The sequence below is a fragment of the Loigolactobacillus backii genome, assembly GCF_001663675.1.
Taxonomy (GTDB): domain Bacteria; phylum Bacillota; class Bacilli; order Lactobacillales; family Lactobacillaceae; genus Loigolactobacillus; species Loigolactobacillus backii.
Genome location: NZ_CP014873.1, coordinates 1,725,782 through 1,745,810 on the forward strand (window position 1 = coordinate 1,725,782; position 20,029 = coordinate 1,745,810).

A 20,029-nucleotide genomic window follows, 5' to 3' on the forward strand; every position below is an offset into this window, starting at 1 on the left:
CACAAGAACTAGCAAGGTAAAGTTTGTCAGGTTACAACATGGCAAACACAAAAGCGTACTTTTTCAAACGCGATCTAGACGTGAAGCCTGATTAAAGGGGTAAAACGGTTTTTTTACCGGTTAACTAAAAATGAAAAAGCGCTGTAACAGGTCATTATTCCTTGTTGCAGCGCCTTTTTCATTTTTCCGTTACGTGCTGAATCATCTGACCAAAAATAGTAATGACATGTTTATCGGCCAAAGAGTAGAAAATGATTTTACCTTCCCGACGATTTTTAACAAGGCCGGCCTGTTTCAAAATATGCAGCTGGTGCGAAATTGAAGACTGCGATTTTGCCAGCAGGGCCACAATGGCAGAAACAGGTAGTTCTTCTTCAAATAAAGTGTACAGAATTCGAACGCGCGTCTGGTCACCGAAGACTTTAAAGAGGGTTGTCATTTTTTCTAAAACATCATCGGCAGGAACAACAAGGTGTCCTTGCGGTAGTGGTTTATCGACCATTACAGTGATCCTCCTAGGGGTTTAACCATATTATACCAAGTGACTTGGCCATGGGTTGAAGTTGCAACACCGGCATTAGTAAAACCGGCCGTCTCGTAAAAAGTAATTAAGCGTTCTTCGCAGGTTAAGGTGATTGTTTGGCGCCCATGTGCTGAAGCATCCTTTTCCAGGGCCTTTAAGAGCGCTCGAGCGATTCCTTGTTGGCGAAAACTAGGCGCAACGGCCAGGCCTAAGACACTTTGGTAACCACCAATTGTCGGATTCGGCTGCGTTTGGTCAAATAAATCATCACTAATGTAAGGTTGATCAATAACTGGACCGTTAATAAAACCCACAACTTGGGATTGGACTTCGGCAACAAAAAAGGTGTCACTAATAGTGGCAATTCGATTTTCAAAGGCTGCCTTAGTTGCGGCCTTAGCAGGACTAAAGCCAGCGTGTTCGATATCTAATAATGCCGGTAGATCAGTGGAACGAACGTGACGAATTTTCATAGTTAAACTCCTTAATAATTTAAATGTGGTGGCGATTAAATTCATTTAGAATCCTAGTAAAATAGCCGTTACTAACGGTTGGTCTGGTCGCCTGATTTAGAGCGGGCGACTGAAGTAAGTCAATTGATGTTAGGCGCTTAGCTGCCGGTAGATTAAAGTAGTCGGCCCGTTGTGGGGCAGATTGATTGGTTAAATTGACTAAAACTTGGTTACTTTGTAGCCAACCTTGTTGGTTAATTTGAAACCAAAGCTTATGCTTAACTACTTTAACGGCAGTGATTTTACCACTACCACCGAATAATCGTTGACTCGTCGTTGGTGCTAACGGATTATTCCACAATCGTGGGCGGTACTGGTTTGGTTTTAATTGGACGTTTAAACCGAGGTAAGGACGTGCTAATTGGTAATTAGCACCAAAATTCAAATTTACGGCATTTACCCACCGACCATCAGTTAATTCGGCCTGGGAATAACCTGCCTTAGTAACGATGGTACTAATTTGAAGTGGTTCACCGACTGTCACCGAGTTACTTGCTTGCTGGTGAACGTAAGGATTAGTCCAGGTGGCTGCAGAATAAGTCGTTGTGACAGTGGCAGTTTTATTGACAACATGTTGGTGACTGCCTTTTTTTGCCTGTGCGTAGTCAGCAACAGTTGCTGGATAATTGGTTACAACACCATCTACGTTGTTAAGGGTAATTGCTGGAATTACGCTGGCCGGTTCCGTCATTTCGCTCCAAACGTAGATTTTTTTGTTTAAATGGTGTATTTGTTTGATAATGTCTGGCGTCACCACAGTATCCTCGAGACTAACACCAGTCACAAATTGTAAATCGGCCATTGAAATATCCGTTAGGTCATTGGCAAGTAGTAACCGCGGAACATTTGGAAGTAGGACGCTCATTTTTTGCAAACTATCCGCAGAAAACGAATGAATAATGACGCGATCTTGCATGTGGTACTGGTTAATTAAAGCCGCTAATTTGGCCTCCATATCAATTGGTTTTTGTTTATTTTTTTTTGTTTCTAGGATAAATTTAGTTTCTGGTTGGTTGGCGTAATGTTCGAAAAGCTGCTGTAATGAATGAATTGGTTCACCGTTTGTTTCATGAGCCTGCTGAATTTCATTAAAAGGTGTTTTGGAGATGGCCATATTTTGACCGGTAACCCGCTTTAGATTACTATCGTGTGAAACGACTAAGACACCGTCGGAACTTTCTCGTAAATCAAGTTCGCAGTAACTTGCACCGGCAGCAAAGCCATCATCAAAACTCTGAAAAGTTTCTTCAGGGGCGGCTAATGGGTCACCGCGGTGAGCAACAACCGTGAAGCCACTTAAGACTAATTGGCAACACAATAGACTAATGATGCCAAGAACGCGCCAACTTAATTTTTTTAACACAACGAAAGTCACTCATTCCTATCTAAAATGAAATTCTTATTAGCTTCTAGTATAGCCGATTTTAGCCAGTTTGTAAGCTTCACGGTGCGGCTTAATTAAAACTTCAAAATGAGTTGTTGGTTCCCCCAAAAATATCTTGTATACTAGGAATATTGTTTATCGCTAATCTTGGTCGGCTTTGGAGGTGGATGATTTAAGCGGGCCCGTTAAATCATTGAAAGAAGGGTAAAGGATTGTTCTATTTAATCGTCAATATTATTGGGATTTTTGTTTTTTTGTGTGTTGCCTTTTTATTTTCTAAAAATAAGAAACAGATCAATTGGCGCTCAATCATTATTATGTTAGTTATTAATCTTGTGTTGGCCTGGTTCTTAACTAGTTTTTCAGTTGGAACGGCAATCGTTAAAGGAGCTGCGGATGGCTTTAACTGGCTAGTCGATGTTGCCTACACCGGAATTGCATTTGCACTTCCCAGCTGGGTTCATATGAAAAATATGGATTTTGTAACGAGTGCCTTGTTACCAATCCTGATGATTGTACCGTTATTTGATATTTTAACCTATATCGGCGTTTTGCCGTTTATTATTAAATGGATTGGCCGTGGCTTAGCTAAGATTACGGGTCAACCAAAATTTGAATCTTTTTTTGCTGTTGAAATGATGTTTTTGGGTAATACTGAAGCTTTGGCCGTTTCTAGTTTGCAGTTAAAGCAAATGAAGGGCCAGCGTGATTTGACTTTGGCTATGATGTCCATGAGTTGTGTGACTGCCTCAATTCTAGGCGCCTACACCAAAATGATGCCGGGTCAATTTATTCTAACGGCAGTCCCGATTAATATTATTAATGCCATTATTATAACTAGTTTATTAAATCCAGTAAAAGTGACACCCGAAGAAGATACGATCGCTAAAATGACTGGGAGTGCGGCCGAGGTGCCAGCGGAAGTTGGAAGTGAAGTACCAGCGAGCACACCCAAAAAACGGGAACCTTTTTTCTCTTTCTTAGGCGATTCTATTCTAGGTGCTGGTCGGTTGGTCCTCATTATTGCTGCTAACGTAATCGCTTTTGTTGCCTTGGCGGCCTTAATTGATAAATTACTTAAATTAGTTAATCCGTGGCTAACCTTAGAACATATCCTAGGAATTGTAATGTTCCCGTTTGCCTGGTTAACCGGATTAAATGTGCAAGATGCCTTTAAATTTGCGCAGTATATGGGGACTAAACTTGTGACCAATGAGTTCGTTGTCATGGGAAAAGTATCCCCAGTTATTAATCAATTTCAGCCCCACTTTAGAGCAATGCTAACGGTCTTTTTGACGTCATTTGCTAATTTTTCTACCATTGGAATGGTCATTGGTGCCTTTAAAGGAATTGTTAATAAGGAAAAGAATGACTTAATTTCATCAAACGTGGGCTACTTATTATTGTCAGGAATCTTGGTTTCTCTACTATCATCAGCAATTGTTGGTGTTTTCGTTTGGTGATTTTTATTTTGGGCACACCTGAATTTGGGATTAGTCGATAAAAGCACGGGTAAATTTATTTTTAAATACTTTCTAGGTATATTATTATAGAGAACAAGTTCAACTTCAAAATGAGTTGAATTGTGTTCCCTATTTTTTAGTCACTTTTTAAGTTATTATGCCGAAATTGAAAAGGCTTACTAGCTATGCTATGCTTTTGCTGGAAGTTCGTTTTTAGATGAAATGGGGGAATAAAATGGCAAAAAAGAAGCTTATTTTAGATTTGGATACTGGGATTGATGATGCGTTAGCTATTGCCTACGCAGTTGCCAGTGAGGAAGCCGACTTAATTGGCGTTACGAGTACGTATGGCAATGTTGTGACTAAGCAAGCGGCGGCCAATAGTTTACGTATTTTAGATTTATTGGGCCAATCCAATGTGCCAGTTTACTTAGGACTACCACATCCATCTACTAGTAATCATTTTGATGTTATGGCGGTTTCCCAAGCTATTCATGGGGTTAACGGGATTGGTGAAGTAGCGTTGGAAAAGTCGCAACGCCAGCCAGAAAACGAATCGGCCGTTGATTTTATGATTCGCTCGGCAAAAACCTACGGGACCGATTTAACAATTATTCCGACTGGACCAATGACAAATTTAGCGGCGGCAATTGCCAAGGCACCTGAATTAACCGCGCTAGTTGGCAGTGTTACGTTTATGGGCGGTGCCTTAACCGTTCCGGGGAATGTTACCGAAGTAGGTGAGGCAAATATTAATCAAGATCCGGCCGCCGCAGACGCTGTTTTACGCAGTTCAGCTAGTTTAACAATGGTTGGCTTGGATGTCACCTTGAGGACACTATTAACACGCAAAGAGACTAAATTATGGCGTTCATTAGGAACTAAATCTGGGCAAGCCTTTGCCGACATTGTTGACTATTACATTGCTGCCTACGCACGATTGAGTGCTAATTTAAATGGCTGCGCACTACATGATCCATTAGCAGTTGGTGTAGCGTTGGATCCAGATTTGGTTCAAACAATTGATTTAAACATGAAGGTTGAAACCGAAGCACCATTTGCGGCCCGGACGGTGGGGGATGTAGATCGATTGAATGAGCCCACCAACGTAAAAGTCGCAGTAAATGTTGCTGCAGAACGTTTCTTACAACGTTTCATGCAGCGTTTGACCTGGTTATTTGCACAACATTAATTATTAAATTTAGGAGCGATAAAATTGACACAAGATGAACTAAAAAAAATGGTTGGCGAAAAGGCCGCAACGTACGTTGAAGATGGTATGGTTGTTGGACTTGGGACTGGAAGTACCGTTAAATTTATGGTGGATGCTTTAGGCAAGAGAGTTGCAGAAGAAGGACTGAAAATTATTGGCGTTCCAACCTCGGATCGAACAGCGGCCCAAGGACGACAACTCAATATTCCAATTAAAAATGTTGATGAAGTTGATCACATTGATTTGACAATTGACGGTGCCGATCAAATTGACAAAAATTTTCAGGGTATTAAGGGTGGTGGTGCGGCCCATTTATTTGAAAAAATTGTAGCTATTAATTCCAAACGTAATATTTGGATTGTTGATGAATCTAAAATGGCTGCTAAATTGGGTAGTTTTCCACTACCGCTAGAAGTTATTCCTTATGGTAGTCAGCAGCTTTATAAACGACTAGCCGCTAAGCAGTTAAACCCGAATTTTCGAAAGCAGGCTAATGGTGATTTAGTCCAAACTGATTCTAAAAATTATATAATTGATTTAAAATTAGGTACAATTGATGATCCTTTTGGGTTAGCTGATTATTTAAACCGGCAAGTTGGGGTTGTTGAACACGGTTTGTTTTTAAATGTTGTTAACACAGTTATTGTCGGCTATGGCGATGGGCCAAAGGTACTTGAAGCGCCAGAAAGAGTTACTTACCAACAAACAAAGGAGCATTAGGCATGCCAACCAAGATTATTCTAGATTGTGATCCTGGCCATGATGATGCCATTGCGTTAATGTTGGCCGTTGCTTCACCCAAGATTGACCTATTGGCAGTTACATCATCCGCTGGTAATCAGACACCGGCCAAAACTTTGAATAACGTTTTACGTTTATTGACGTTAATGAAACAACAGCAGGTTCCCGTGGCCGCCGGTAATCAAACGCCGCTACTGCAAGATCTCCAAATTGCGGATGATGTTCACGGAAAGACCGGCCTCGATGGCGCAACTTTACCAGAGCCAGATTTTGCACCGCAGCCACTGCCAGCTGTGGAATTAATTGCGCAAACGTTACGCCAAAGTGATGGCCCAGTGACATTAGTCGTAACTGGGCCGATGACCAACGCTGCGTTATTCTTGGCCGTTCACCCGGAATTAAAATCAAAAATTAAACGGATTGTTTTTATGGGTGGGGCCATGGGCATGGGTAATTGGACTCCCACAGTAGAATTCAACATGTTTGTTGATCCTGAGGCTGCAAAGCTAGTAATAAATTCGGGCGTACCATTAACAATGGCCGGCCTAAATGTTACTCATCAGGCACAAATTTTACAGAAAGACATTGAGACGATGCGGCAAATTAATAATCCAGTTGCACAGGCCATCACTGGGTTATTGGATTTCTACCGTATTTATTATAGCCAGCCAAAGTGGGGCTTTGAAGGAACACCCGTTCATGATCCGTGTACAATTGTGTGGTTAATCGATCCGACAATGTTTGAAAGTGTGTACCGCAACGTTGATGTTGAGACTAAGGGCGATTTAACCCGTGGTGAAACGTTAGTTGATTATTATCATTTGACCAATAAACCAGAAAACACCGATGTTTTATTGAAGATTAACCGGGAAAAATTTAGTGCCTTGATTATTGCGGCACTTAAAACGTTTAGCTGAATTTAAATTTTAAATATGAAAAGAAGCGCTTAGTATGAGAATTTCATTGAATCAACTCGCTGATTTAAGGGAAATCATTCAAAAGGATGATCAGACACAGGCGGCAACCTTGTTATTTTTTATTAGTAATAAAAAATTAAATCAGCCGACTACGCTGGGATTTGGTGCGACGGCGGATACCAGTAAAGTAAGTGAGCAACAGTATATGATTGAATACCGGAGTAAATATTTAAGGGCAACGCTTCAGGGCCAAACTAGTCTAAAAAATTTTACGAGTTCAAGAAAGTCACTACTTGCTTTACGTGATTTTGAATTCAGTCAAACGTTTACCTTGCAACAGGCACTTAATTCAAATGAAGGCGACCTTGTTTTATTAGATGATGCTACTAAACAAGAATTATGAGATTTTAGTAATTTTTAAATGGCATTAATATTATAAAATAGCTAGAATTATCTAATTATTTGTGTTATATTATAGTAACCATTTATTTATCTTCCTCTAACATAACCTGTTTGAGTATGATACTGATGTAAAGGATAACTTCCTCAGCCTTTACATCAAACTTCTAAAAAAGGGCCCGCAGTTTTTGCGTAGCTCTTTTTTAGTTTTCTAAAATTAATTGACAGCGTTTACAATATATGCTAATGTTTATTCGTAAGGTATTTCATCATTACCTTTAAATCAATTCTCTTTCTCTCTTATGCCAACCACTGTTCCGCAGACAGTGGTTCTTTTTTTGCCTAATAAAGTAGAAACCCGTATAATAGAACGACAGGAGATGATTTTAATGGGTCAGGTAATCAACTTAGATTTGATACAAGAGATTATGCAAAATGATGGTAGTACGTACCTTGATATCTCCAATATGACTATGAACGGACGTGCCGAATTGGCGGCTATTCGGGGTTATATCAAAGAAGTACGAATTATTCAGCTAAACATTCCACACTCAACGGCATTAGCAACTTACGAGCAGTACGTAAATGAAAATTTCACAATACCACCCGAAAAATTTACTAAATGGATACCGTGGTTACCTAATGATGAGACTAGCAAGGCGGCTTACCAAACAGTTATCAGTGAGAACCATGTTGGCTAGTGAACGTTTTAATGGGTGATTGAATTCAGAGCCTTAGTTGTGGCAGTATTTGAAAAGGCATCCAGATTTTATTTTGCAATTGCGGATTATTACAGATTCTACTGGTATTTGGACTAAAGTAATTGGCGTCAGAATTAACAAGGTCAATTTGCTGGTTTAAAATGTGGTAAGAATAAAACACTGCTTTTAAGATACAATGCTACTGGTTCGGTGATGAAAAAAGTTCTGAGTGATAGGTTAATTAGAGGATTCTGAGCTTGCGTGAATATCTGGAGTGTAGCCAAATTATAATTTTGGCAGAACGTTTTTAATAATAAAATGAAAGAAAAATGGTTTTTTATTAAAAAATGGTTTACAAGAATATGGCTAATATGGTATAAATAATATGTTGAGTTTTTAGAGAAGCTCATAATTGTCCAGTAGTTCAGCGGTAGAATACCGGTCTGTTAAACCGTAGGTCGTTGGTTCGAACCCAACCTGGACAGTTAAATAACTTTATTGATAAGGTTATTTATTCAACAGAGTAGTATAATCATAGTATTACGTAAAACTTTTGAAAAAAGCTTTACAATTCACTTATGGTTATGGTATAAATAATATACAAGTTATATTTATTGTCCAGTAGTTCAGCGGTAGAATACCGGTCTGTTAAACCGTAGGTCGTTGGTTCGAACCCAACCTGGACAGTCTTTAGAGCATACGCTAGCGCGTGTGCTCTTTTTTGTGCTATTCGTTAAGGTGACTTGCCAGCATTTTGCGACCAGATGACTTGAATGCTTAAGTGATTTTTGCGCCACTTACTAATTCAAATAAATACTGGCGTCAACTAAATTAGTGTTAGAAATTATGCTAAAATAGGACTTGTTGATTTAAATGAGAATTGGCTAAGCCGAGGCCTGATTTATTCGCCTTAATTCTAATTTTATTTAGCTGATTTTAACTTGTCTGGAGGGACGATGTTGAAAAAGTATCATTTGCTGCGCTTAAACTTAGGTTGGCGAATTTTAATTGGCCTTATTTTAGGTCTAATTGTTGGTGCAATTTTTTACCAGAACAAAATTGCAGTGGCCATTTTGCAACCAATTGGGACTATCTTTATTAACTTGATTAAAATGATTGTTTTACCAATTGTTATCTCTTGTTTAGTCGTTGGTATTGCAAAAATGGGTGACATCAAGAAGCTTGGTCGTGTTGGCGGGAAGACTATCATCTATTTTGAGTTAATGACAACTATTGCGATTGCGTTAGGTTTAGTGGTTGGTAACTTAACCAAACCAGGAGATTCAATCAATATTAATACCCTGAGTAAGGTCTCCATCAGCCAATATACTACAGCGGCCAGGTCAGCTGGACATCAAGGTTTAGGTACGATCTTTATGAATATTGTACCTACCAATTTTTTTCAGGCACTAGGAAAAGGTGACATGATACCAGTAATCTTCTTCACTGTAATGTTCGGCCTAGGAATTGCTGCAATTGGCAAAAAGGGAACACTATTGATTGACTTTTTTGATGCTGTTTCTGAAGTGATGTTCAAAATGACTAATTGGATTATGCAGTTAGCGCCAATTGGTGTCTTTGCTTTGATCGGCGTCACAATTGCCCAGTTTGGGCTCAGCGCTTTGAAGCCATTGGCGTTATTTTTATTAATTGCCTACGCCACAATGATTATTTTCGTTGTGGTGGTGATGGGGCTTGTCGGAAGACTATGGCACATTAATATTTTTGATTTATTACGGGTAATCAAGGATGAGGTTATACTGGCATTTTCTACAGCCAGCTCAGAGGCGGCCTTGCCAAAGATTATTGAGAAAATGCAAAAATACGGTGTCAGTCAAGGAATTGTCGGCTTTGTTGTACCAACTGGGTATACATTTAACCTTGATGGTTCCGCGATTTACCAATCCTTAGCCGCTTTATTTTTGGCGCAGGCTTACCATATTCACTTGAGTATAGGTCAACAGATCACACTTTTAGTGGTACTTATGATCACATCTAAGGGTATGGCCGGTGTTCCTGGTGCGTCTTTTGTTGTCTTATTAGCGACAATCTCAACGATTGGTGTGCCTGCGGAAGGTCTTGCCTTTATTGCCGGGATTGATCGCTTGGTCGATATGGGAAGAACGGCTGTTAATGTTGTTGGTAATTCCTTGGCTGCGATGATAGTTGCTAAATCAGAGCATGAATTTGATGAGGCTAAGAGCCAAGAGTACCTGAGTCATTTTAAACCGTCCCCTAAAATGACTAAAGTAAGCTAAACGTCTGTATTTGAATTAATTTCGGTGTAAACTAGAGCGTGTTTTAAAGCTTGCTTGTGTTTAAAAATTACTTTTGTAGCATTTTTTTGACCATTCCAGTGTAAACGGGTTTGCAAAAATCGGCTATTGAACTAGTGTTAAAATAATTAAATTGAACTTTTTTTAATGATTGAGGAAGTGGTAAAGGTGCAATATTTTACGGCGGATACACATTTCTTTCATGAACAACTGTTGGGAAATAATGATTTTGCACCGCGGCCATTTAAAAATGTTGCTGCGATGAATCAGGCAATTATTGACGCTTGGAATGCGCGAGTCAGTGATAAGGATGTTGTTTATCATTTAGGCGATATTGCCATGCACCCCAGCAATTATCCGGGAAACGATGAAGTGTTTGAAATTCTAAAACAATTGAACGGTCAAATTATTTTTATCAAGGGAAATCATGATAATCGGGACTTATTTAAGTTTTTGGCCAAGCATAATTGGGACGTTTTTCCGGATAAGCCTAAATTCAGATTTCATGATGTAGGTGTCTTAATTAAGATGAACCACTTTCAGTTCTTTATGACTCATTACCCGATGATGATGGGAATTGTAAAGCAGACGATGAATTTACATGGTCATATTCACCATTCAAGTGTTCCGATTGCTGAAGACATTAACGTTGGTATTGATACACCAGAGACTGTCTTTTTGAAAGATCCACCACCGTTTGGGACTCCTTTTTCGGAAGCAGAATTATTTGCGATGTATGCTGGGAAAAAAGCTTACTTGATTAAAAATAAACCTTTCAACAAATATGATTAGATATTGATTAAATTACACATTGATTTTTAATGTTTCCTTCGGTACAATTAAAGCCTAATTAAGGGGCAATTAAAGGAGTATCAATTATGGAGGAACATAATAAATCATTAGCAGATTTTCGTAATTTTATATTAGCGGCATCACTACCGACTGAACGAGAGACAGTCAATAACTTATTACTTTTGGCGTTGCACAAATACCGGAAACAACAGATGTCAACGGCTTATCTGGAGTACAGTTTATTTCCGCAGCTATTACCATTGCTGCAGGCTGATCAAGTGAATCCAGTGCGCGGTGTTTTAGAGCGTTATGGTCAGTCGGTTAATTAGGGTTTGATGGCAGTTACTTAGGCCGACTTGACGTTCACTGATTTTATCTTTAAGGTAAAATATAGTAAAGGAAAGAAGGTTCCTTATGGCTGAGATCATTGATTTTTTTCACACGAATGACATGCATTCGCATTTTGAGACCTGGCCACGTATTCGGCGTTATTTAAAGCAGCAACAGGACGGTTTTCGTGCAAAAGGTGATACTGTTTATACAGTAGATATTGGCGATGCAATGGACCGAATGCACCCGTTGACTGAGGCAACCAACGGCCAAATTAATACACAATTACTAAATCAGATTGGTTATGACGCAGTTACAATTGGTAACAACGAGGGAATAGGCAATTCTAAGCGCCAGTTAGAACAACTTTACCAAAAGGCTAATTTTCCCGTAGTTTTGGCAAACTTAAAAGATAAAAAGACGCAACAACAACCAAAGTGGGCTCAGCCATATTTAATTAAGGTTACAAACGAAGGGACCCGCGTTGCGTTTGTCGGAATGACGGCGCCTTACATTTCAACTTATCGACCTAATGGTTGGGATCCAGAATTAATTCAGAATGCAATGCCTAAAATACTTGCCGCTTTAGCAGGTAAATATGATGTCTTAGTTTTGCTATCTCACCTTGGTATAACGATGGACAAGCGAATTGCGGCCAAGTATCCTGAATTTGACGTTATTATGGGTGGGCACACGCACCATTTATTGCCAACAGGACTGTTAATTGGAAAGACAATGGTGGCTGCCGCTGGACGTTTTGGCGATCACGTTGGTCACGTACAACTAACCCTTAATAAGGAGCACCAAGTTCAACAAAGCGTTGCTAGTGTGGTGACGACAACGGAATTACCTAGCGAGGTGGACGATGAGGTCGAAATTTCGGGTTATTTAACTGCTGGGCATGAACAGTTGGCCAGCCATGTTATTACCCAATTACCCCATGCCTTGACGAGTAAGCCAATCGGGCATTCGACTTTAATGGACGTAAGTTTAGCGGCAGTTGCTAGAGCGGCCAAGACGGAGGTTGCATTACTTAACACAGGGGTGTTTCTAGGTGATTTTGCTGCGGGTCCGGTAACTGCGGATGATCTACACACTGTATTACCGCACGCGATGCATTTACTGCGGGTTACTTTACGTGGAACTGACGTCTGGCGCCTGATTATGGAAATCGAAAAGAATCGTCAATTTTTACAACATTATCAGTTACACGGCCTAGGGTTTCGCGGTAAAGTTTTCGGCGATATGGTGTATAAGGGAATCACGGTAAATTCGTTAAGTCGAACGGTCTATTGGCTAGGAAAACCACTTGATCCAGAGGCCACGTATACCTTAGCTGGAATGGACACCTATCTTTACTTTCAATTCTTTCCAACGATAAGTATTGTTGGTGACAGCGAAGTCCTGTTCCCAGGTGTATTACGTAACGCCGTTGCAAGTTATCTCAAAAATGGAAAGGAGGAAGAAAAATGAGTACGACGAAGAGTGCTACACCAGATAAGGCAACCGAAGAAAAAAGTACCGGGATTGATTTGGCTACCGAAATTTCGCAAATTGCCAGTAGCGATCCGGATGAGGTTAAACTGGACCGTGTTTTAATGGAAACAGATACTATGATGACAATTGACGGGCACCCCTATGAGTTAGTGACCAATTACCATGATGGTTTCGATAAAGAAAAATTAGGTGAACGTTTTAGTGATATTTTAACCAAATACGATTATGTCGTTGGCGACTGGGGTTATGAACAACTGCGGCTTAAGGGCTTTTACAGTCCGACTAATCGCCGTGCGCGGCGCGATCAATTAATTACAACTTTAGAGGATTACTTATTTGAGTACTGTAATTTTGGTTGTGCTTATTTTGTCCTCCATCAAGTTAATCCGCCAAAGCAACCGACAGCACCCCGGCGAAAGCGATCACGACGGCCACGAAAAGCGCAAATTAATGAGCGCAAGGTTAGCGTTAAGCCAATTAAAAAAGGTGCCAAGGCTGAAAAGTCGCCACGTAAACGGCACTTTACGATTCGTGAAAAAAGTAAGCGAAAGACAGGAGAAAATTAGCAGATGCAAAAGAAGTACAAGGCCTATTTTATTGATCTCGATGGGACACTTTATCGCGGCAAGGAGAAAATCCCTGCCGCTTCCCGGTTTATTGCTCGTTTACAGGCACAAAATATTCCTTTTTTAGTGTTAACGAATAATACAACGCAAACGCCTGAAGTTGTTGCTGCTAATTTAACGAAGAATTACGATATGCAGATTAAGCCCGAAAATGTCTTTACTGCTGGTTTGGCAACTGCTGCTTATATTCGCTCGTTAAACCTTGGCAACCGGGTCTACGCAATTGGTGAACTCGGATTAAAACAAGCTATTTTAAATCAGGGTTTTCAGTTTGATGATCTTAATCCAGATTACGTTGTTGTTGGTTTGGATTGGGATGTTACGTACCGAAAATTTGAAAAGGCAACTTTGGCAATCCAAAAGGGAGCCAAATTTATTGGCACCAACGCGGATACAAATCTGCCCAATGAACGCGGGCTAGTTCCCGGTGCGGGGTCTGTGATTGCCTTGGTTGAGCGGTCCACCCAGCAAACGGCAACCTACGTTGGAAAACCACAGCCAATTATGTTAGAGGCAGCATTAAAACAGTTTGGTTTGCGGAAGGAGGAGGCCGTGATGGTAGGGGATAACTATAATACAGATATTTTAGCAGGAATTAATACTGGTGTGGATACACTGTTGGTCTATACTGGCTATTCGAAACCTGCCGATATTGAAAAGGTTATTGTGAAACCAACGCACGAAATTCAAAGTTTAGACGAATGGGACGTTTAATGCTTTGGCGCGCCGGACGTCTTCTAAATTGGCTAGGTCTATTTTTGTGGTTATTAAGTTTGACCATTATTCTGACTTTTGCTTCAACTTGGCTTTACCGATTTGATATCCATTATTTTGAAATCTTAAAGGGTGTCCCCATGACCACGGCAACACTGATGAAGAATTACCATCAGATGCTGAGTTACGTCACGTTACCGTGGGTTCATAATCTGCACATGACGGATTTCGAAAGTTCTTTTGCTGGAACGTTACACTTCACGGATGTCCGTCATTTGGTATTTATTGACTATGCGGTTTTTCTGGTGACTAGCGTTACTAGTTGGTTGTTTTTACGCTTTTTACACCGTAAACGCCAATTATGGCAATTGATTCGACCATTTCAATTTATGATGGGCATTCCGTTTGTCGTTCTATTTTTACTGGCAATGAACTTTCAGACTTTTTTTACTGATTTTCATAAATTACTTTTTCGGAATAGTGATTGGTTATTTGATCCCAATACGGACCCAATTATTTTGGTTTTACCAGAAGGCTTTTTTATGCACTGCTTTATATTAGCTATTATTTTGCTAGAAGTATTTTTGCTGATTGGTGTTTTGGTTGGAAAAAGGGCGTTAAAAAAGAGTCCAGGTAAAATAGGCTTTTAAAGTTAGATTGAAAATTAAATAATTGATTGATTGGGGAGCGGGACAAAAGTCAGCTTTGGGTTCACTGCGTAACGTAAGCTAATCCAATAACGTACTATGGTTGTTTAACTTTGATTTAACTAACTGATTGAGATCAAGGTAGTTAAACTGATGTTTTGCGTTAGTATACCTTAAAATTGATCCATAAATTTAAACAAGCGAGGTTCCCATATGGAAATTAATGAACTCACCACCCGTGCCCGTAAAATTCGTACAGCTTATCATGAATTAGAAATCAAGCAAGATGGGCGGCCGTGGACGACTGAACAAGATGCCTTGGCGTTTCTTACTGACGCCGGGCTTGTTGGACGTCTGGTTATGGCACAGCAAGGTAGTTGGCCCGCAGCACAATCAGAGTTTTCGCTGGATTATAAAATTGCGGAATCAATTTGGTGGTTGAGTGTTCTGGCTGATGCTAACGACATTGATATGACAGCGGCACTGGAAAACTTTTTGCAGTCGCGGGAACAGCATTTAAGGTAATCAAAGAAAAATGGTAAAAACAATTATGGTGGTCTGGTACGGAGCAGACTAAAAAGTGTTCTTTACCACATAAAACATTTGAAACTAAAAAAGGGACTATGACAAAAAAATGTCGTAGTTCCTTTTTTAGTTTTAAATAGTTTGCAAATAGGTGTTTTAGAACTGTTTTAACAGTGAACCTGATGAGTGGCAGTTACCAATTTTTAACGAAAGATCGCTGAAATGTTCATGGTTATTTAGTCAGTGTCGAGGTCAGTTGCGTGGCGCCGGCGTAAAAGTGTGATTAAAACTGGAATTAATGAAATTGCTACAATGCCAACGACTACAATTGAAAAGTGTTCCTGAACAAAAGGCATATTGCCAAAGAAATGGCCGGCCATTAAACAAACCGTCACCCATAAAAAACCACCAAGCACATTGTAATGGCTAAATTTTCGGTAATTCATATGGCTACCGCCAGAAATGAAAGGAATAAAGGTTCGGACAATTGGCATAAAACGTGCAATGGCAATGGCCTTACCACCATGCCGGTTGAAGAATTGTTCGGCCTGGGCCATTTTTTGTTTATCAATGAAACGATTAAACCAGCGATAATTGGCCGCCTTAGTCCCTAATAAGCGACCAATCTCATAATTAAGTGTATCCCCGAGGACGGTAGCGGTAAAGAAAGTTGCAAATAGTAACCAGATGTTTAAATGATAGGCAGAATTTGCCGCTAAAGCACTGGCCGCAAAAAGCAGTGAATCACCCGGTAAGAAAGGTAGAACAACGACACCTGTTTCAATAAAGATAAGTAAAAAGAGTATCAAGTAGGACCAATTACCAAAACTGTTGACCAAAGTGACCAGGTGGGTATCAATATTTAGTACAAAATCAATTAATTGGGGCATAGACGTCTCCTTTAGTTGGTTTTCTTATTTGTTTGAGTATACTGAAATTTGGTTGATTTAGCTAGTTTTAATTATTAGTTTAAGCTAATTCTAATAATTGGCCAAAGAAAATTCAAAAAAAGTGGCCGGGACAAAAGTCCTAGCCGTTTTTTGTTTTCGAATATTACTCTAGAACGAGCGCCAAAAGTCTGGGTTCGCGTGCCTAACTGTAGTTACGCGTTAAACTCAAAATCAATTTTTAGCCCTCGCCCTTTGTGTTTTTCAGCCCGATTACAATTAAAAATAAGCGTAAATTTTCAATCTTGTCATCTGTGGACAGTTACGTTTTTTAACGGATTAATTTTTAATAGATATCGTCCTCTTCTTCAGGATGTGCGTGGGCAAGTCGACTGGCGGCCGCGGCCGCAATGGCACCTACGATATCATCTAAAAAAGTATGGATTTTACCGGGTTCATGTGCGTTCAGGATGGCGAGAATTCCAGGTTTCACTTTATCAATATACCCATAATTGGTAAAACCGATTGAACCATACACGTTAACAATTCCTAACGCCATAATCTCGTCAATACCATACAAGCCTTCATCTTCGGTTAAAATACTTTGAAGTGGTTCATCAAGCTGGTGTTTTTCAGTTAAAACATCAAGTTGAATCCCCGTGATAATAACATTTTGAACTTCACGCTTACGTAAAACAACCTCAACGCTGTTTTCGCACTCGGCCTCTTGTAAGTCTTTAATGTAGTCCTTTTGTAAAAACAGTACTAATTTTGCAATGTCACTAACTTCGACGCCCCGTTTGTGCAAATCAGCAACGGCAATGTCGTGTAATTTTTCTTGATTTGGTGTCATTGATTTGATAACTTCCTTTTAGTGATACTTAAGCAATTGAAGTGCTATGAAGTGGCTGCCGACGTTCTGGATAAAGTGCTACCGAAATGTGGTTAACGGCTGTAGGTGCCTCACCAAAACCAGAGGCGATTAACTTAACTTTGCCAGGATACGTGACGCTATCACCAACACCGTAAATCCCAGGAACCTCAGTTTCGAGGTTTGTATCAACTTTAAGTGCACGGTGTTCTAATGGCAATCCCCAGTCGCGTAAGACGTGATTATCGGCCGTAAAACCGTAGTTAACTAGTAGGTCATCGACTTCTAGATTAAGATGATCGTCTGCTTTTGCTTTTTTTAAATCAAGGCTTAAACCGCTGTTTGTTTCATTAATGGCATCAATCAGGTAAGGTGTCACAATTTTAACGGACGAGTTCTCCAAACGTTTAACACTTGATTCCAAGCCGCGGAATCGATCACGGCGGTGAATTAAATAAACCTGTTTGGCCGTCTTTTCTAAAGTTAAGGCCCAATCAATTGCTGAATCACCACCACCAGCAATTGCCACTGTTTTACCAGCGAAGTCGGCTACATTATGAACAAAATAGAAGATTTTTTGATCCTCCAGTGTTTGGTCATAGTCAATTGCAAGTTTACGCGGTGCAAATGAACCGCCACCAATAGCAACGATGACACTGCGCGATTTTGTTTGGCCCTTGGCAGTTGTAATTGTAAAGCCACCTTCATATTTATCGATCGCGGTTACTTCTTCGCCGCAGCGAATTGTTGGCTTAAAGTCGTCAAATTGAACAAGTTGCTTGTTTAGTTCGGTTACTAAATTTTTACCTTGGATTTGGGGGAAGCCAGCAACGTCACGAATAATTTTTTCAGGATAAAGTGTTGTTACCTGACCACCAAGTTCAGGCAGGCTCTCAATTAGTTGAGTATCGAGTTCCCGCATACCCGCGTAAAAGGCCGTAAACATGCCAACTGGGCCACCACCGATAACTGTTAGATCATAAATGTGTTCCGTTTCGCTCATGTATTTTTCCTCCATTTAAACTAATATCATTAATAATGATAACTCTAGCATAAATTGATTAACCTGGGTAGATTGTTTCAGGGATTAAAAATGCAGGCTGTGTAAAAAAGTGTTTAGATTCTATTTAGCATTTAAAAATTATTACGGGGACTTTTAGTGTGTTTGGACGGTTAGTGTGTCAAGCTGGACTAAGAAAAAAGCGCTTTTTCAAGCACGTTTAGCCAAATTGGTCAGAAGGCATCAATGAGAGTAATTTCTAAACGCAACCTGGTTTCAGGACAAAGGCTAGTATTTTCATTAGATTCTGGTATGATAATGTGAGTTAATTAATCGTTTTAAAGATAAAACAGGGGGAAAATAATGACTTATCCACAATTAGATTTAGAAAATGCGCAAGGACCTAAAGCAGTAATTACAACAACTTTAGGGGTAATTACGGTTCAATTATTTCCAGAACAAGCACCTAAGACCGTTGAAAATTTTGTAACTTTGGCTAATCAAGGCTATTACGATGGCATTATTTTTCACCGAGTGATTCCAGATTTTATGATTCAAGGTGGGGATCCAACTGGAACAGGTACTGGTGGTGAAAGCTCATTTGGTGGACCCTTTGCGGATGAATTTACGCAAGAGCTTTTCAACCTTAATGGTGCGTTGTCCATGGCCAATGCCGGTCCCAACACAAATGGCAGTCAGTTCTTTATTGTGTCCAACGAAAATGTACCAGCACAAATGATCCAACAAATGCAAGCCGCTAATTATCCAGAAGAAGTGATTGCGGTGTATAAGCAAGGCGGTACACCATGGCTTGATTTTCACCACACGGTTTTTGGTCAAGTGATTTCTGGCATGCCAATTGTTAAAAAGATCAGTCAGGTTGCCAGTGATGCCCAAGATAAGCCCAATGAGGATGTTGTTATGACAAGTGTCAAAATTGAGGAAGTCTAGGGAATATTTAGAAAAGTGAAAAAATGCTGTTGCAAATGGAAGACCACGCTTGTTTCTACTGCCGCTGACAATTGGTAGGATACGGCAGGATCCGAATTGCGGTCGGGGACAGTAATCTTCTCAATGTTTGGCACATTAGCTATTCAATTATTACGCTGTAACTATGATTGATTGTTTGCAATAATCACAATGGTCGTTGTTACTTGGGACGTTATCTATTTAGAATGAGCAACGAAACAATATTTGTTAATAGTGCTGGTGAGTTAAGTGACCGTTCTTTTTGAGTAAGTTAGCCTAAATTAGAAATACTGGTCAAAATAATTTTCCCGTATTTTTCGAGTAGTAGCTGAGTATTTTTCCGTTATTGTATTGGTAATTTAATTAAATTAGTACATTGCAGTACAAATAGGTCAACTTTTTCTGATTGGTGTGTGCGTATATTAGAAAGTAAGCGCTATCTGTTTTTAGAAAAGGACCGAACGTACTTTTTCCGGATTTAAATACTGGTTGTAAAAAATAAGAACGGTAGAGGCTGGGACAAGGGTCCGAGCCTTTTATTGTTTCTCTAGAACGAGCGCCAAAGATCTGGGTTCACGTGCCTAACTGCGTCTAATCCAGAAACCCAAAACCGATTTTTGGTCCATTCTTTACCGTCTTTTTTATTTGGCCATTCAAATTATGTGCATAGAATTATTTCACAACTCTCCCTTATTGGATTAAGTGTTCCAATAATTGTATCTTCAATTGTTAGTTAATGATCGGTCGAATGTAGAAATTTCTTTCAACGAGCTGGGCAGTAAAAAGATTTTTTGCGGATTAATTTAGGCTGATGGGATTTTGATTCTAAATTAACAATTCGTTCATTCGTGTCAGTAGATGATTATGTGGTGCAGAAATTCAGGTTCTCAATGTAGCTAGTTAATACACTTAAACAATTACTAGTGTGAAAAATCTATATTCGCAATCTCCAGTAGTAATAATTGTTGGATTTTCTGAGTTTTCCGGCCAGTAATTTAGAATTAATTGAAGTTAGTAACTGGGCCTCATTATTTTGCAGTGT

At 39.7% G+C, this 20,029-nt stretch carries 21 protein-coding genes and 2 tRNA genes; 17 read left to right on the plus strand and 6 right to left on the minus strand.

What is annotated here, in order from left to right:
* Positions 1-178: 178 nt before the first annotated feature.
* Genes AYR53_RS07655 through AYR53_RS07665 form a run of 3 tightly spaced genes read right to left on the minus strand, consistent with a single transcriptional unit; the run spans position 179 to position 2,398 of the window.
* Positions 179-502, minus strand: a complete 324-nt coding sequence (locus AYR53_RS07655; RefSeq protein WP_068223477.1) for an ArsR/SmtB family transcription factor — start codon at positions 500-502, stop codon at positions 179-181.
* Entirely contained in the window at positions 502-996 is a 495-nt protein-coding gene (locus tag AYR53_RS07660) for a GNAT family N-acetyltransferase (protein WP_068223480.1), read from the minus strand. Before AYR53_RS07660 ends, AYR53_RS07655 begins: the two co-directional genes overlap by 1 nt.
* Positions 997-1,015: 19 nt before the next feature.
* A complete protein-coding gene (locus tag AYR53_RS07665) occupies positions 1,016-2,398 on the minus strand; it encodes a glycerophosphodiester phosphodiesterase (RefSeq protein WP_068280862.1) in 1,383 nt (460 codons plus the stop codon).
* A 233-nt stretch (positions 2,399-2,631) separates the two neighbouring features.
* Here AYR53_RS07665 and AYR53_RS07670 point away from each other — a divergent pair, with 233 nt between their 5' ends.
* From AYR53_RS07670 to AYR53_RS07745, 16 genes are all read left to right on the plus strand, one after another.
* The gene (locus AYR53_RS07670; RefSeq protein ID WP_068223486.1) at positions 2,632-3,882 is read left to right on the plus strand and encodes a NupC/NupG family nucleoside CNT transporter; all 1,251 of its coding nucleotides are present in this window, start codon (positions 2,632-2,634) and stop codon (positions 3,880-3,882) included.
* 235 nt (positions 3,883-4,117) lie between these two features.
* The gene (locus AYR53_RS07675) at positions 4,118-5,074 is read left to right on the plus strand and encodes a nucleoside hydrolase (RefSeq protein WP_068223489.1); all 957 of its coding nucleotides are present in this window, start codon (positions 4,118-4,120) and stop codon (positions 5,072-5,074) included.
* Positions 5,075-5,098: 24 nt separating this feature from the next.
* On the plus strand, positions 5,099-5,815 hold the full coding sequence (gene rpiA / locus AYR53_RS07680; protein WP_068223492.1) for a ribose-5-phosphate isomerase RpiA: 717 nt from the start codon (positions 5,099-5,101) through the stop codon (positions 5,813-5,815).
* Between the two features lie 2 nt (positions 5,816-5,817).
* Positions 5,818-6,753, plus strand: a complete 936-nt coding sequence (gene rihA / locus AYR53_RS07685) for a pyrimidine-specific ribonucleoside hydrolase RihA (protein WP_068223495.1) — start codon at positions 5,818-5,820, stop codon at positions 6,751-6,753.
* A 34-nt stretch (positions 6,754-6,787) separates the two neighbouring features.
* On the plus strand, positions 6,788-7,156 hold the full coding sequence (locus tag AYR53_RS07690; protein ID WP_068223498.1) for a hypothetical protein: 369 nt from the start codon (positions 6,788-6,790) through the stop codon (positions 7,154-7,156).
* 385 nt (positions 7,157-7,541) lie between these two features.
* Entirely contained in the window at positions 7,542-7,853 is a 312-nt protein-coding gene (locus AYR53_RS07695) for a hypothetical protein (RefSeq protein WP_082918488.1), read from the plus strand.
* A gap of 413 nt (positions 7,854-8,266) precedes the next feature.
* Positions 8,267-8,338: transfer RNA gene (locus AYR53_RS07700), tRNA-Asn, on the plus strand.
* Positions 8,339-8,468: 130 nt separating this feature from the next.
* Positions 8,469-8,540: transfer RNA gene (locus AYR53_RS07705), tRNA-Asn, on the plus strand.
* Between the two features lie 269 nt (positions 8,541-8,809).
* Positions 8,810-10,111: a dicarboxylate/amino acid:cation symporter gene (locus tag AYR53_RS07710; RefSeq protein WP_178378339.1), complete on the plus strand. Its 1,302-nt coding sequence runs from the start codon at positions 8,810-8,812 to the stop codon at positions 10,109-10,111.
* 186 nt (positions 10,112-10,297) lie between these two features.
* On the plus strand, positions 10,298-10,921 hold the full coding sequence (locus AYR53_RS07715; RefSeq protein WP_068223506.1) for a metallophosphoesterase: 624 nt from the start codon (positions 10,298-10,300) through the stop codon (positions 10,919-10,921).
* Positions 10,922-11,007: 86 nt separating this feature from the next.
* A complete protein-coding gene (locus tag AYR53_RS07720; protein WP_068223508.1) occupies positions 11,008-11,250 on the plus strand; it encodes a hypothetical protein in 243 nt (80 codons plus the stop codon).
* 85 nt (positions 11,251-11,335) lie between these two features.
* Positions 11,336-12,724 (plus strand): bifunctional metallophosphatase/5'-nucleotidase, encoded by a 1,389-nt coding sequence (locus AYR53_RS07725; protein ID WP_068223511.1) that lies wholly within the window; start codon positions 11,336-11,338, stop codon positions 12,722-12,724.
* Positions 12,721-13,314 (plus strand): YutD family protein, encoded by a 594-nt coding sequence (locus AYR53_RS07730; protein ID WP_068223514.1) that lies wholly within the window; start codon positions 12,721-12,723, stop codon positions 13,312-13,314. Before AYR53_RS07725 ends, AYR53_RS07730 begins: the two co-directional genes overlap by 4 nt.
* 3 nt (positions 13,315-13,317) lie before the next feature.
* Positions 13,318-14,088: a TIGR01457 family HAD-type hydrolase gene (locus AYR53_RS07735; protein WP_068223517.1), complete on the plus strand. Its 771-nt coding sequence runs from the start codon at positions 13,318-13,320 to the stop codon at positions 14,086-14,088.
* Positions 14,076-14,738: a TIGR01906 family membrane protein gene (locus AYR53_RS07740; protein ID WP_068223520.1), complete on the plus strand. Its 663-nt coding sequence runs from the start codon at positions 14,076-14,078 to the stop codon at positions 14,736-14,738. Before AYR53_RS07735 ends, AYR53_RS07740 begins: the two co-directional genes overlap by 13 nt.
* A 210-nt stretch (positions 14,739-14,948) precedes the next feature.
* Complete coding sequence (locus AYR53_RS07745; RefSeq protein WP_068223523.1) at positions 14,949-15,260, plus strand: MazG-like protein; 312 nt, start codon at positions 14,949-14,951, stop codon at positions 15,258-15,260.
* A gap of 236 nt (positions 15,261-15,496) precedes the next feature.
* Here the strand turns inward: AYR53_RS07745 and AYR53_RS07750 are convergent, their stop codons facing one another.
* From AYR53_RS07750 to AYR53_RS07760, 3 genes are all read right to left on the minus strand, one after another.
* Complete coding sequence (locus tag AYR53_RS07750) at positions 15,497-16,150, minus strand: VTT domain-containing protein (protein ID WP_068223528.1); 654 nt, start codon at positions 16,148-16,150, stop codon at positions 15,497-15,499.
* Positions 16,151-16,493: 343 nt separating this feature from the next.
* Entirely contained in the window at positions 16,494-17,000 is a 507-nt protein-coding gene (locus AYR53_RS07755; protein WP_068223531.1) for a phosphatidylglycerophosphatase A family protein, read from the minus strand.
* Positions 17,001-17,028: 28 nt separating this feature from the next.
* Positions 17,029-18,021 (minus strand): NAD(P)/FAD-dependent oxidoreductase, encoded by a 993-nt coding sequence (locus AYR53_RS07760; protein WP_068223534.1) that lies wholly within the window; start codon positions 18,019-18,021, stop codon positions 17,029-17,031.
* A 360-nt stretch (positions 18,022-18,381) separates the two neighbouring features.
* Here AYR53_RS07760 and AYR53_RS07765 point away from each other — a divergent pair, with 360 nt between their 5' ends.
* Positions 18,382-18,969: a peptidylprolyl isomerase gene (locus AYR53_RS07765; protein ID WP_068223537.1), complete on the plus strand. Its 588-nt coding sequence runs from the start codon at positions 18,382-18,384 to the stop codon at positions 18,967-18,969.
* The last annotated feature ends 1,060 nt before the right edge of the window (positions 18,970-20,029 follow it).